The sequence below is a fragment of the Roseateles microcysteis genome (assembly GCF_036880965.1).
Taxonomy (GTDB): domain Bacteria; phylum Pseudomonadota; class Gammaproteobacteria; order Burkholderiales; family Burkholderiaceae_C; genus JAUASW01.
In genome coordinates this window covers 184985-198099 of the sequence record NZ_JBAJMV010000001.1, presented here as the reverse complement: position 1 = coordinate 198099, position 13115 = coordinate 184985, and the positions used below count along the sequence as shown (strand labels likewise).

The 13115-nt window shown below is 66.6% G+C and carries 14 protein-coding genes; 10 read left to right on the top strand and 4 right to left on the bottom strand.

Annotated features, from left to right (window positions below):
- Positions 1-98: 98 nt before the first annotated feature.
- From V3596_RS00870 to V3596_RS00855, 4 genes are all read left to right on the top strand, one after another.
- Positions 99-1052 (top strand): MBL fold metallo-hydrolase, encoded by a 954-nt coding sequence (locus V3596_RS00870; RefSeq protein WP_416383951.1) that lies wholly within the window; start codon positions 99-101, stop codon positions 1050-1052.
- The gene (locus tag V3596_RS00865; protein WP_334275694.1) at positions 1049-1540 is read left to right on the top strand and encodes a TlpA disulfide reductase family protein; all 492 of its coding nucleotides are present in this window, start codon (positions 1049-1051) and stop codon (positions 1538-1540) included. The genes V3596_RS00870 and V3596_RS00865 overlap by 4 nt, the downstream gene beginning before the upstream one ends.
- 138 nt (positions 1541-1678) lie before the next feature.
- A complete protein-coding gene (locus tag V3596_RS00860) occupies positions 1679-3202 on the top strand; it encodes a methyl-accepting chemotaxis protein (RefSeq protein ID WP_334275693.1) in 1524 nt (507 codons plus the stop codon).
- Complete coding sequence (locus tag V3596_RS00855) at positions 3202-5193, top strand: sensor histidine kinase (protein ID WP_334275692.1); 1992 nt, start codon at positions 3202-3204, stop codon at positions 5191-5193. The genes V3596_RS00860 and V3596_RS00855 overlap by 1 nt, the downstream gene beginning before the upstream one ends.
- A gap of 5 nt (positions 5194-5198) precedes the next feature.
- On the opposite strand, the gene V3596_RS00850 is transcribed toward V3596_RS00855, so the two are convergent.
- On the bottom strand, positions 5199-5558 hold the full coding sequence (locus V3596_RS00850; protein ID WP_334275691.1) for a carboxymuconolactone decarboxylase family protein: 360 nt from the start codon (positions 5556-5558) through the stop codon (positions 5199-5201).
- A 96-nt stretch (positions 5559-5654) separates the two neighbouring features.
- On the opposite strand from V3596_RS00850, the gene V3596_RS00845 reads away from it, so the two are divergent.
- The 6 genes from V3596_RS00845 (at position 5655) to V3596_RS00820 (ending at position 9450) form a co-directional block, all read left to right on the top strand.
- The gene (locus V3596_RS00845) at positions 5655-7223 is read left to right on the top strand and encodes a methyl-accepting chemotaxis protein (protein ID WP_334275690.1); all 1569 of its coding nucleotides are present in this window, start codon (positions 5655-5657) and stop codon (positions 7221-7223) included.
- Positions 7224-7369: 146 nt separating this feature from the next.
- Complete coding sequence (locus tag V3596_RS00840) at positions 7370-7516, top strand: DUF3149 domain-containing protein (protein WP_334275689.1); 147 nt, start codon at positions 7370-7372, stop codon at positions 7514-7516.
- 70 nt (positions 7517-7586) lie between these two features.
- A complete protein-coding gene (locus tag V3596_RS00835; protein WP_334275688.1) occupies positions 7587-8102 on the top strand; it encodes a hypothetical protein in 516 nt (171 codons plus the stop codon).
- Between the two features lie 195 nt (positions 8103-8297).
- Entirely contained in the window at positions 8298-8609 is a 312-nt protein-coding gene (locus V3596_RS00830; protein ID WP_334275687.1) for a c-type cytochrome, read from the top strand.
- Positions 8610-8684: 75 nt separating this feature from the next.
- On the top strand, positions 8685-9014 hold the full coding sequence (locus V3596_RS00825; RefSeq protein WP_334275686.1) for a hypothetical protein: 330 nt from the start codon (positions 8685-8687) through the stop codon (positions 9012-9014).
- Between the two features lie 79 nt (positions 9015-9093).
- Complete coding sequence (locus V3596_RS00820; RefSeq protein ID WP_334275685.1) at positions 9094-9450, top strand: ArsR/SmtB family transcription factor; 357 nt, start codon at positions 9094-9096, stop codon at positions 9448-9450.
- Between the two features lie 19 nt (positions 9451-9469).
- On the opposite strand, the gene V3596_RS00815 is transcribed toward V3596_RS00820, so the two are convergent.
- The 3 genes from V3596_RS00815 to V3596_RS00805 are packed head-to-tail and all read right to left on the bottom strand — an operon-like array spanning position 9470 to position 13106.
- The gene (locus V3596_RS00815; RefSeq protein ID WP_334275684.1) at positions 9470-10210 is read right to left on the bottom strand and encodes a Crp/Fnr family transcriptional regulator; all 741 of its coding nucleotides are present in this window, start codon (positions 10208-10210) and stop codon (positions 9470-9472) included.
- Entirely contained in the window at positions 10207-11532 is a 1326-nt protein-coding gene (locus tag V3596_RS00810) for a DUF3422 family protein (RefSeq protein WP_334275683.1), read from the bottom strand. The genes V3596_RS00815 and V3596_RS00810 overlap by 4 nt, the downstream gene beginning before the upstream one ends.
- 5 nt (positions 11533-11537) lie before the next feature.
- Positions 11538-13106 carry a sensor histidine kinase gene (locus tag V3596_RS00805; RefSeq protein ID WP_334275682.1) on the bottom strand — a complete coding sequence of 523 codons (1569 nt, stop codon included), beginning with the start codon at positions 13104-13106 and terminating at the stop codon, positions 11538-11540.
- Between the last annotated feature and the right edge of the window lie 9 nt (positions 13107-13115).

Here is a 13115-nt window from a genome sequence, read left to right as displayed (position 1 = left end):
GCGCCGGCCTGCTGTCAGGATCTTTACATTCGCCGGGCCCGCCCATCGGGACTAACCATGAGCGTGACAGCCCGAGGCGAAAGCCTTAATATCCGTACATGCTGATAAAGCACATTGTTTTTTCTGCCGCCCCTCGCCTGCTGGCCGCGGCGCTGGTGCTGGCCGGTGGCGCCGCGCTCGCGCAAAAGGTCACGCCGGTGCAGGTGGCTCCGCAGGCCTGGATGGTGCAGGGCGAGTCCGCGCTGGGCTCGGCGGCCAATCGCAACTTCATCTCCAACGCCGCGTTCGTGGTCACGCCAGAGGGCGTGCTGGTGGTCGATGCCCTGGGGTCACCTGGGCTGGCCGAGGAGCTGATTGCGGCGATCCGTGGCATCACCCCGGCGCCGATCAAGTGGGTGGTCGCCACGCACTACCATGCCGACCACATCTACGGCCTGCAGGCCTTCAAGGCCATCGGCGCACAGGTGATTGCCGAGCAGGATGCGCAGCTCTACCTGCATTCGGAAACTGCGGCGTTGCGCCTGCAGGCCAGTCGCGAAGAGCTGTTCCCCTGGATCGATGAGAAGACCCGCCTGGTCGAGGCCGACCGCTGGATCAGCGGCCCGGTCACCCTGCAGCTTGGCGGTCTGGATTTCGTGATCCAGCCGGCCGGCCCGGCGCACACGCCCGAGGACCTGGTGGTCTATGTGCCGCAGCTCAAGCTGCTGATGGCCGGCGACCTGGTGTTCCGCGCCCGCGTGCCCTTCGTCGGCCAGGCTGATAGCGGCCGCTGGATCGGGGCGCTGGACCGGCTGCTGTCCTTCGACACCCGTGTCATCATCCCCGGCCACGGCCCGGTCTCGACCACCGCGCGCGAGGACCTTCAGATGACCCGCGACTACCTGGCCTACCTGCGCAAGACCATGGGCGACGCTGCGCGCGACATGCAGCCCTTCGAGGAAGCCTACGCTGCCACAGACTGGTCGCGCTTTTCCAAGCTGCCCCTCTTCGGCGCTGCCAATCGCATCAACGCCTACAACACCTACCTGCTGATGGAGCAGTCCGCCCGATGAGCCTGCGTCGTCGTCAACTGCTGCCGGCGCTGGCCCTGCTGCCTGCCGCGCTGCAGGCAGGGCCTGCCCGGCGCGGCGAGCCTGTGGCCTGGCCGGCGTCGCTGCCTCTCGCTGACGGCACGGCCTGGACGCCGGAGCAGGTGCAGGGGCGGGCGGTCGTCGTGGTGTTCTGGTCGCTGAGCTGCGCTTATTGCGAGCGTCACAACGTCCATGTCGAGAAGCTGCACCAGGCCAGCCGCACCAGCCGGCTGCGAGTGCTGAGCACGGTGCAGGGCGGCGATGCCGCTGCCGTGCGTCGCCACATGGCCGCGCGGGGCTGGACCTTTCCGGTGGTGCTCGACAACGGAGCGCTGGCCGCGGCCCTGACCGCGCGCCGCAGCGTGCCGATGACGGTGACCGTCGACCCACAGGGCCGCCTTCGCGAGGCCATCCCGGGCGAGATGTTCGAGGCCGACGTGCTGGACCTGCTCAAGCTGGCTCCGGCCTGAACCCGGCAAGCGCCCGCGCCAGCGCCCGCGCGCTTCCGACTTTCCTGTTGCGCCGCTATGCTCAGGCCGGCTTGCAGCCTGCCGGCTGCGTGGCAGCGGCGCGCCAGTACACCATCCAGACTCTGGAGTCATTTCCTGATGAACTACACCCGACAACTGACGCTGTCCCTGCTCATTCCCGCCCTGGTGGTTTTCGGCGCGGGTGCGGTGGTTGCGGCCGCAACGCTGTATGGCGACCGTTTCGTCGGTGACTACTTCAGGACCACCGACGCCTTCGCGGCCAGCACCAGCGAACTGTATGCGCAGGGGCTGCAGATGGGTCAGGCGGCGCGCAACATCGTGCTGGAGCCGGGCAACAAGAAGGCCTACGAGAACCTGCAGATCGCGGCCAAGGCCTGGGACGAGGCGGCTGCCGCGGCCCGAGCCGCCGCGCCGAAGCCAGAGTCCTTGCGGGGGCTGGATCGTGTCGACAGCCTGCGCAAGGAGGTTGCCGCCACGCACGCCAGACTGGTTGAACTGGTGGCCACCGACCCCGAGGCAGGCAAGGCGTTGCTGGTCAAGACCGAGACGCCGCAATGGCGCCAGGTGCGCGATCTGCTGATCGAGCTGAAGAAGGGGGCGGCCGAGGAAAAGCAGGAGATCCGGGCGCGGGCACAAGGCAATCTGGCAAAGGCCGGCATCTTCGTGCTGTCGCTGGCGCTGCTGTGCACTGGCTTGTGCCTCGTCTTCCTGTTCAGGATGCGGCGCAGTTCGGTAGTGGAACTGGGTGGCGATCCGTCCCTGGCTCGCGCAGCGCTGCAGCGCATCGCCGATGGCGAGCTGCAGGCTGTGGTGCCGGTGCGGTCCGGCGATTCCGGCAGCCTGATGAGTGCGATCGAGCAGACGCGGCGGGCCTTGCTCGACATCGTGCGTTCGGTGCGCCAGTCGGCCGAGCAGATCGAGGTTGCCAGCCGGGAGGTGGCGCAGGGCAATCAGGACCTGTCGGCGCGCACCGAGGCTGCCGCCAGCAATATCGCGCAGACTGCGGCGTCGATGGTGAACCTGACCGAGGCGGTGCGCATGAATGCAGACGGGGCCGCCGACGCCAACCGGCGCGCGGACAGCACGGCCGCGGTGGCCCAGCACAGTCTTGGCGTGGTCAATGACGTCGTCTCGACCATGGACGCGATCAATCAAAGCTCGCGCCAGATCGCCGACATCATCGCCACGATCGACGGCATCGCCTTCCAGACCAATATCCTGGCCCTGAATGCGGCGGTCGAGGCGGCGCGAGCGGGTGACCAGGGGCGTGGGTTCGCCGTGGTGGCCGCCGAAGTGCGCAGCCTCGCGCAGCGAAGCGCGTCGGCGGCCAAGGAGATCCGCTCGCTGATCGGCGGCAGCGTCGAGCGCGTGGCCGCCGGCACGCAACTGGTTGGCACGGCGGGCGGCACGATGAACCAGGTCGTGGACAGCGTGCAGGCGGTGCGCGAGATCATCGGTCGGATCAGTGTCGGCGCGTCAGAGCAGAGCCGCGGCATCGACGAAGTCAATGTCGCCGTGACCCAGCTCGACACGATGACGCAACAGAATGCCGCCCTGGTGGAGCAATCGGCCGCGGCGGCAGAAAGCCTCCGAGGCCAGGCGGCGCAACTGCTCACGGCAGTCAGCAAGTTCCGCGTCTGATGATGCGGGTTCGGGCGCTGTTGCGCCGCCTGCTCGGAGATTCCCTGGCAAGCCGCGCAGCCTGGCTGGTCGGCGCGGTATTCGTCGTGACCTTCGCCCTGGTGGGCTGGCTGGCACTCCAGACCTTCGAGCGTCAATTCCTGAGGCAGGCCGGCGATCATCAGCTGGCCATGATGCATGCCCTGGCCGACACCCTGGACCACAAGCTCGATGCTGCACAGGAGGTGTTGCGTGGTGCCGCCCGGCTGGTGGAGCCGGCACAGTTGCGCGACGCCGGTCTGGCCGGGCGCTTTCTGCAATCGCGTACCTTCCTGCTGCGCAGCTTCGAGCAGGGCATCTGCCTGCATGACGGCGCGGCACGCCAGATCGCCTGCAGCCAGGGCGAGGGGCCGGAGGTGCGTCACGACGCAATCGAGCGGGCGCTGCGCACGGGGCAGGCGCAGCTCGGCGTGCGGGCCGGAGCGCCGCGAGAGGTCGAGGTGCTGATGGCCGCGCCGGTGTTCGCGGCCGACCGCCGGGTCGCCGGGGTGTTGACCGGCCGGCTCGCACTGTTCTCGACCCAGTATGCGGGCAAGCTGATGTCGACGAAGCTCGGGCGGACCGGCTACCTCTACATGGTGGACGGGCAGCGCCAGATGCTGATGCATCCGGACGCCAGCCGTCTGCTGAAGACTGCTGCGCGCCCGGGGCAGAACCTGGGTCTGGATCGCGCGCTCGGCGAGGGCTACCAGGGCAGCCTCGAGAACGTCAACTCGCAGGGCTTGCGCGCACTGTCGACCTTCGTGCGCCTGCCCAGACTCGGTTGGGTGCTGGCGGGAAACTACCCGATCGACGAGGTGCACGAGCCGTCGCAGCGATCGCTGCAGCTGGGGTTGGCGCTCCTGGCGGCCGCAGCCCTGCTGCTGACGGCCCTGCTGGTGCAGCTCTTGCGCCGACTGTTCCGGCCGGTGCAGAGCCTGGCTCAGCATCTGCGCGCGTTGGGGCAGGGCCGGCCCTTGCCGTTCCAGACGGTCAGCCATGGCGAGGTGGCACAGATCGCGACGGCCTATAACCAGATGCTGGCCGACCTTGGGCGCAGCGAACAGCAGCGTCGGGCCAATGAGGCCCGGGTGCTGGAGCTCAACGCGCGGCTGGAGCAGCGCGTGCGCGAACGGACGGCCGAGCTGCAGCATGCCAATCAGGAACTGGCCTCCTCGCTGACCCAGATCACGTCCATGCAGGATGCCCTGGTCCGCAACGGCAAGGTCATGGCCCTGAGCCGTCTCGTGGCGGGCCTGGCACATGAGCTGAATACCCCGCTCGGCAATGCGCTCACCGTGGCCACCACGCTGAGCGCCGGCAACCAGGACTTCGCCCGTCGGGCCGATGCTGGTGCACTTCGTCGCAGCGAACTGCGCTCGTTTCTGGATTCGTCCCGCGATGCCGCGCTGCTCGTCGAGCGCAGCCTGCAGATGGCCATCGCGCTGGTGGGCAATATGCGCGAGCTCGCCGATACGCGGGAGGTGCTGGAGAAGACGCGCTTTGATGTCGGCCGGCGTGTCGAGGCCTGGATCGACACGCAGCGACATAGGCTGGGTCGGGACGGTGTCGAGCTGCGGCTGCAACTGGAGCGCGGCTGCGACATCGAGAGCTATGCGGTGGCTCTGGATCGGGTGCTGACGCAACTGCTAGACAACGCGTTGGGCCACGCCTTCGCGGCGCGGCCCAACGGCTCGCCCGCACCGGCCATCACGTTGAAGCTGGAGACCTCCTCGGGCCAGGTGCCGGTGCTGGTGTTCGCGGACAACGGACTCGGCATCGATGCGGCACAGCTGGACCGGGTCTTCGACCCCTTCTTCGCGGGCACGCTGGGCCGGCAGGGGGCCGGACTCGGCCTCAGCATCGTCCATCACCTGGTGTGCAACGTGATCGGCGGCCACATCAGCGTGGAGAGCGACCCGGCTCACGGCACACGCTTCATGATCCGCTTTCCCGGGCTCGTGCCTGGCTGAGCCGCTCAGACGGCCGCCTCGCCGCCATACTGCTCGTAGGCATCCAGCGCGTGCGCGGCATACATCAGGGCCGGCCCACCGCCCATGTAGACACACATGCCCAGCATCTCTTCGAATTCCTGACGGGTGCAGCCGAGTTTCACCAGGGCCTCGGCATGAAAGCCCAGGCAGGGGTCGCAGCGGGCCGCGACCGACAGGGCCATGGCGAGCAGCTCCTTGGTCTTCTTGTCCAGCGCGCCGTCGCGGGTTGCCGCCTGCGCCAGCGCCGAGAAACCGCGAGTGGTTTCCGGGATGTCGGCGCGCAGCCGGGCCAGTGCATTCGAGACTTCTGCCGTGATTCCCTTGTAGTCCTTGCTCATTGGCATCCTTCAATTCCTTGGATACGAATATAGTGATCTCGTCTGCCCACGCGCGCCTTGATACAGGGCAATGCGCGGGTGTTTCGTGCACTGAGGACGAGCATGCTGAACAACCTCCGGATCTCGCAGCGATTCATCGCGATCATGGCCATGTACTGGGCCACCTTTCTGGCCCTGGCGGTGCTGGCGCTGTGGGGCCTGTTCTCCGGCGCCGACCAGATGTCCGACATCGCGGAGCGGCGCCTGCAGGCCGTCTCCAGCCTGAACCAGCTGATCAAGAACAACCAGGCCAATCGCACCGAAGTCCTGCTGGCGTTTCAGCATGCGCCCGGCAGCCCGCTCGCCTCGGTCCATGACCACGAGCTGGCGGTGCATCTGCAGAACATCGACAAGCGGCGCAAGGCCAACGATGAAGCCTGGCCCCGAATGAACGCCGCTTTCACGTCCGACGAGGGCAAACGCCTGCTGGACGCTGCCGACGTCAAGCGCCGCGCCTGGACCGCGAAGGCGGACGCGGCAATCGAGGCGGTTCGGCGCAATGACTTTTCCAACGAGGTGATGGCCGCCTTCCTGGCGGCGGGCCGCAGCGAAGGAGCGGCACTGTTTGAGGCTATGGAGGGGTTGGTCGCCTTCCAGCAGCAGCGCGCGACGGCAGCGGCGGCAGCCGCACAGGCGAGAGCCCAGAGCCTGCTGTGGATATTTGCCGGCATGGCCGCACTGATCGGTGTGCCGGCCACGTGGATGTTCGTCACGCTGCTGGCACGCATCCGATCCGGCTTCGCCACGGCCGACGAGGTTTCGACCGCGATTGCTGCCGGCGACCTGCGCGTGGACGCTCGGGTCGAGGGCCGGGACGAGATTGCCCATCTGCTGGGCCAGATGCACCTGATGCGCGAACGGCTGCTGGACCTGATTCGCGACGTTCGCAGCGCCGCTGAAGGCGTGCAGGTCGCAGCCAGCGAGGTGGCCTCGGGCAATATGGACCTGTCGAGCCGGACCGAGCAGACTGCAGGCAACCTGCAGCAGACCGCCAGCACAACGGACGAGCTCAGCGCCACGGTGCGCCAGAACGCGGACAACGCCGGGCAGGCCAACCAGTTGGCCAAGACCGCCAGCGAGGTGGCCGGTCGCGGCGGTCAGGTGGTGGGCGAGGTGGTCGAGACGATGAAGGGCATCAACGACAGCAGCCGGCGCATCTCCGACATCATCGGCGTGATCGACTCGATCGCCTTCCAGACCAACATCCTGGCTCTGAACGCCGCGGTCGAGGCAGCGCGGGCCGGCGAGCAGGGCCGCGGCTTCGCGGTGGTGGCCAGCGAGGTGCGCAGCCTGGCCCAGCGCAGCGCCGAGGCGGCGCGCGAGATCAAGGGCCTGATCGGTGCCAGCGTCGAGCATGTGGAGCAGGGCACCCAGCTGGTCGACCGAGCCGGCAGCACCATGCAGGAGGTGGTGGCCTCGATCCAGCGCGTCAGCGACATCGTGGGCGAGATCACCGTCGCCAGCAAAGAGCAGAGCGAGGGCGTGGCGATGGTGGGGAATTCCATCACCCAGATGGACCAGGCCACGCAGCAGAACGCGGCCCTGGTCGAACAGAGCGCGGCGGCGGCGGCGAGTCTGCGCGACCAGGCGGACCAACTGGTGCAGGCGGTGGCTGGGTTCAAGCTGCCCTGAATGCTCTGGGCGCGGCATTTGCGCGCCCAGGCTGTCAGCGCTTGAGTCAACGCAAGTCATTTGCGCCAGATCAGGGGCCCAGCCTATGGGCAGGCATCCAATGGAATCACGAAGCCAGGACTTCGGATGCTTTCAAGGACCCTGACATGAGACTGTTCATCGATCTCTTCAGCAGCGATGTGGGCCTGCTCAGCGCGGCCACCTTGTTCATCATTCTTGCGATGGGCGCGTTCTACGTTCGCTACTTCCTCTCGCACATGCATCAGGACGAGGCAAAGGCCCGGCAGCCCTAGTCTGGCCAGGCGCGGCATTCGCACGTTGGCACACGTGTCGGCGATGATGGGGCGCAAAGGAAATGCCACCGTGCCACAGTCACCCCTCGCTCGACAAATCGTTCACCCGTCACGCCGAGCGGCTGCCGGCCTGCTGGCCGCGCTCGGCCTGAGCCTCGGCACGGCCTGCGGCCAGACTCATGACCCCGCCCGCCATGCGAGCATGCCGGCGGCGGACGATGGGCGCATCGAAGTCATCTTCCCGCCAGTCCTGCGTGCGCACACGCTCGCCAACATGCGTGCGCACCTGGCGGTGCTGGGCCGCATTCAGCTGGCCTTGTCACAGAGCGACCTGGACCTCGCGGTCGACCTGGCCGAGAAGCAGCTGGGCATGTCCTCGCTGAGTCTGCATGGTTCTCACGAGGTCAGCCGCTTCATGCCGCCCGCGATGCGGGAGTCGGGTACGGCCATGCACCGCAGTGCCAGCCAGTTCGCCGTCGTGGTCAAGGATGCCTCGGCAACTGGCGACCTGAAGCCGGCACTTGCCGCGCTCGGCCGCCTGACCCAGACCTGCGTGGCCTGCCACGCGGCGTTCCGCCTGCGCTGAGCTGTTCCTCCTGGCTCGAGTTGGCTCTCGCTCCGGTTCCAGACCGGTGCGGCTCGCATTGCCTGATCCAAGTTCGGCGGCGTGGAGCAGGCGGGCGAGAAGCAGGGTAGGAGCACCAGGGCTTGCCCTGAACCTGCGGCCTTCCCGAATCAAATATCATTGACTGCGAATAAACCAATTCAACGGAGACGCGAGATGCAACACCGCCTGATCTGGGCCGCCCTGGCCCTGTCTACGATGGCCGCCCCGGCCATGGCCAACCTCGAGCTGGCCAAGAAGAACGCCTGCATGGCCTGCCATGCGGTCGACAAGAAGATGGTCGGCCCGGCCTATCAGGACGTGGCGAAGAAGTACAAGGACCAGAAGGATGCGCTGGCGGTCGTGACCGACAACATCAAGAAGGGCGGCAGCGGCAAGTGGGGACCCGCGCCGATGCCGCCCCAGGCGGCACTGAGCGATGCCGATGCCAAGGCGCTGGCGGCCTGGGTGCTGGGCGGAGCGAAATAGGGCCCGCGTGCGAACCCGATTGACGCCAGGGCTGCCCGGCCTACGATCGGGTCAGTCCAGAAAAGGGGGTACGCCATGATGACCAGGACTGCCATGCTGCTGGCCGCCGCTCTGCTCGCCTGTGCCGGCCCGGCCTGGCCCGCCGACGATGCCACGATCTTCAAGGGAGCGGACATCGACCTCGGGCGCAAGCTGCTCAAGGAGCATCGCTGTGCCGAATGCCATGCCAAGAAGTTCGGCGGCAATGGGTCCGATGTCTACCGGCCGATGGAGAAGGTCAAGACCGCCGGGCAACTGCGTGGCATGGTGGAGGCCTGCAACACCGAGCTCAATTTCGGCATGTTCCCCGAAGAGGTCACGGCCGTGGCAGCGGTGCTGAACAAGGACCACTACAAGTTCAAGTAGTGGCGGCGGGCGACATATCGGTGGATGCGAATACAATGAGGGCATCGCACTTGATGCCCTCTGCATGCACTCGCTCGCCATGGAATCCAATCCCGTCCAGGACAAGGTTTTTGAATCGGTTGCCGAGCTGTTTTCGTTGCTGTCCACGCCGATCCGGCTGAAGATCATCAGTGCCGTCTGCCACGGCGAGAAGAATGTGTCCGAGCTCCTCGAGGAGATCGACACCACGCAGCCGAACATGTCGCAGCACCTCTCCACGCTTTACCGCAGCGGCGTGCTGTCCAAGCGCCGCGAGGGCACGCAGATCTATTACAAGTTGCAGAGCGAGCGAGTGGCCGCTCTGTGTCGCGCCGTGTGCACCCAGGTTGCCATCGAACTTGACCCTCAGGCCGAGTTGGAAGTCAAGGAACGCCTGATGCCTGCGGCGGCGCGCTGAGGGGCCCAAGGTCAGCGATTCAATCGCCGTCGGCCGCCTGGAGCGCTTCGGCGAGGGCGGCAGTGTTCAGACAAGCTTGACGGCTCTGCACCTCCAGCAGCACACCCTCGCGCTTGAGGCTGCTCACCATGCGGCTGGCGGTTTCGATGGTCATGTTCAGCATGGCCCCCATGTCTTCCCGACTTGGCAGCCAGATGTTGCTCAAGGGTGCCGGCTCTGCGTATTCCGACAGCTTTCGCAGCAACTGCAGCACCCGGCGTCTTGATGGACCCATTGAGAGTTCCACCAACCATTCCTCGGAGCCCGACAGTGCCTGTTGCCACCGCTGCATCAGTCCTGCGGAAAGGCTCGGTTGGCTTGTGCTGAGCTCCTGCAGCAAACTGCGGGGAATCCTGCAGACCTCGACCTGCGTACAGGCCACCGCGGTAGCGCCGTAGGGCTGAAGTAGCATGGCCTCGAGCCCCAGCAGATCACCCCTCCCGGCAAGCCGGACCACACGGCGGTCCCCCCTTTCGTTGACCCGCTCCAACTGCAGAACGCCTGATCGCACGGTGTAGAGCGCGTCGGCTCTGTGCCCCAGTTCAAAAAGCGCTTGGCGCGGTGCGAGTCGTTCTTCGGCGATGTGTTGGTGTATCTGATCAAGTGCCTCGTCGGGCAGGGCGCCGAACAGCGCCACCTCTCGCACGCCGCAGCGGGCACAGGCCTGGGCCTGCGGGTGCGTGAAGTCTTGGCGGTACAACGGAATGATGCGTCCGGTCATCGTGATCGGGCCTGATGTTCGGTGGTGGATGACAGTCGCGCGTGGACGCGGCGCGTGGCCCGCCAGACCAGGAAAAGCACAAGTGGCATCACGATGCCGGCGAACAGTTCCGGGTTGAACAAGCCCCAGCCGCTCGCCTTGAGAGCCTTGCCACCGTACAGCAGCAGGCTGACAACGTAGTACGAAATGGCGGCGATGGACAGGCCCTCCACTGTGCTTTGCAGTTGCAGTTGCAGCGCCTGGCCCTGGTGGAGGCCTTCCAGCAGCCGCTGATTCTGGGCCTCGGTGGCAATGTCGACCCGCGTCCTCAACAGGGCGCTGGCGCGTGCGATGCGCTCCGACAACTCGGCGAGGCGTCGCTCTGCGGCATAGACGGTGGCAAACGCCGGCGTGAGCCGCCGCATCAGGTAGTCACCCAACATGCGCGTGCCGGCAATCGGGCGTTCTCGCAGCTCGCGCAGACGCTGATCCACCAGTCCGGCGTAGGCCCGTGTTGCACCAAAACGGAAGCTGTGTTCAGCAGTGGCTCGCTCGACCTGTGCGGCCAGGTGGATCAACTGGTCCAGCAGCGCGGCTTCGCCCACGCTGCGCGCTTCGAGGGCCGCTGTAAGTTCAGCCAGCTGACGCTCGCATTCGTTCAGCAGCGGCGAAATTAGCTTGGCCACTGGAAGCCCTCGCAGGGCCATCAGGCGGTAGACCTCCAGCTCGAGCAGTCGTTGGCTCACCCGTCCGGCGCGGCCGCTGCTTGCGCCTGGCGGCAGTATGACCACGAAGTGCTCATAGCCATCTTCCCGGATCTGGAAATCGGTCATGGCCAGCGAATGGCCCTGTCCGAGCAACGAGGCCGTCGTCTGCGAAGCGCCAAAGCGGGCCTGTGCGGTGGCAAGGGCGTCGGCCCAGGGTTCAAGCGGCCCCTCCATCAGCTGGAGTTCGATGGCGGCGAACATCGGTCCGGGGATGGCCCTGATCCAGTCGTCGCCAATCACCCCGGCATCCTCCGCAGCGGTCGTCGTGCCGCCGCTGAACATTGGCGAGATCACGCTGTAGCGGCTGAACTCGCTGTGCCGCTCCCAAAGCAGGGTGCTCGAGCCAAGGTCTATGCTCAAGAAGTTGCTGACCACAGCCAGATCGGGCAGGTCGGCCTGACCCGGCAAGGTTCTCAGGTGGGCCAGTTCCTGCGATGGGCTGAGGCCGTGGTTCAGTACGGCGACCAGGCGAACCCGGGCAGGCACCGGAATCTGGGCTGGCGGACGTGCATGGATCTCGTCATGGAGCGCACGCCGCAAGGCTTCTTCGGCCGGCAGCCTTTGTATTTGCTCCACCGGGCTCAGCCGCCCGTTTCTTCTGCGGCCGCCCGTTCGGGCGCGACGCGCGGAATGCGCACCAGCATGTGGCAACCCTTGGCCGGCGCGCTGATCACCTCGATGGAGCCGCCCAGCACATTGGTGACGATGTTGTGCACGATGTGCATGCCCAGGCCCGAGCCGCCGGTGCCCAGCTTGGTCGTGAAGAAGGGGTCGAAGATCTGGCGCCGCACCGATTCGTCCATGCCGCGGCCATCGTCTTCGACGCTCAGCTCGACTTCGTCCTCGCCCACATTGCGGCTGCTGATGCGCACGGTGCCGCTCTCCAGGCCGTCAAAGCCGTGCAGCAGCGCGTTCATCAGCAGGTTGGTCAGCACCTGGCCCAGGGCGCCGGGGTAGCTGTCCAGCGTGAGGCCGGGCTGCAGTTCGGTGATGATCTCGTAGCGGGTGCGCTTGAAGCTGGGCTCCACCATCACCAGCTGGCTTTCCACCACGCGGGTCAGGTCGAATTCACCGCGTGCGTCGTTGGTCTGGTTGATGGCCACCTGCTTGAAGTCGCGCACCAGGTCGGCGGCCTTCTGCACATTGCGCTGCAGGATGTCCTGCCCGCGCCGCGTGTCTTTCACCAATTCTTCGAGCAGGCTGCGCCGTATCGGCGTCTGCGAGCTCATCATCTGGTCGAGCTGGTTGTAGCGGTCTTCCAGGGCAGAGACCACGGTCAGGGCGTTGCCCAGCGGTGTGTTCAGCTCGTGGGCCACGCCGGCCACGAGGCGGCCCAACGAGGCCAGCTTCTCGGCCTCGACCAGCTCGCGCTGCGCCGTCTGCAGGTTGCGCAGCGTGGTGGTCAGCTCGGCGTTGGCGCGGGTCAGTTCGTTGGTGCGCTGGGAAACCTGGTCTTCCAGCGTGTTGTTGTGCATGCGCAGCGATTCGAACGCGGCCAGCAGGGCCTGGCGCATGCGCTCCATCGCGGTGCCCACGCGGGCGATCTCGTCGTCACCGGCGCCGATCTCAAGCGGTTTTTCCAGGTGGCCGGCCGCCAGCTCTTCGGCCGCGGCGCTGAGCCGGCTCATTGGCTGCAGCACGCGGGTGCGCAGGGCCAGCAGTGTGAAACCGGCGCAGATGATCAGCGTGCCCACGCTGCGCACCACCTGGTTCCAGAGGTCGGCCCGCTTGCGCGCCAGGAAGGGTTCGGCGCTCATGACCACCGTCAATTTGGCGATCTCGCGGGAGTCGCGCAGCACCGGGCGGGTTTCGCTGAGCGTGAGCTTGGGATCAACGTCAGCGCGTTGGGGTGTTTCGTAGAAGGGCTTGGGGTTGGAAGGCTCGACCACCAGCACCGAGACAAAGCGCGGGTCGTTGACCTGCGCCTTGATCATGGGCTCGGCGAGATCGGGCGAGACCTGCCAGACCGGTTCGGCCAGTGACAGTGCCAGCACCTCGGTGCTGCGGCTCAGGTCGCGCTGAAGGTCTTCCTTGGCCACGCTCTCGGCGTAGTTGGCCTCGACCACCAGGGCAACAATGGTGGGCACCAGCAGGCCCAGCCCCAAAGCCGCCACGACGGCATAGCGCAGCGAAGACTGTTTCAGCAGCAAGGCGAGTCA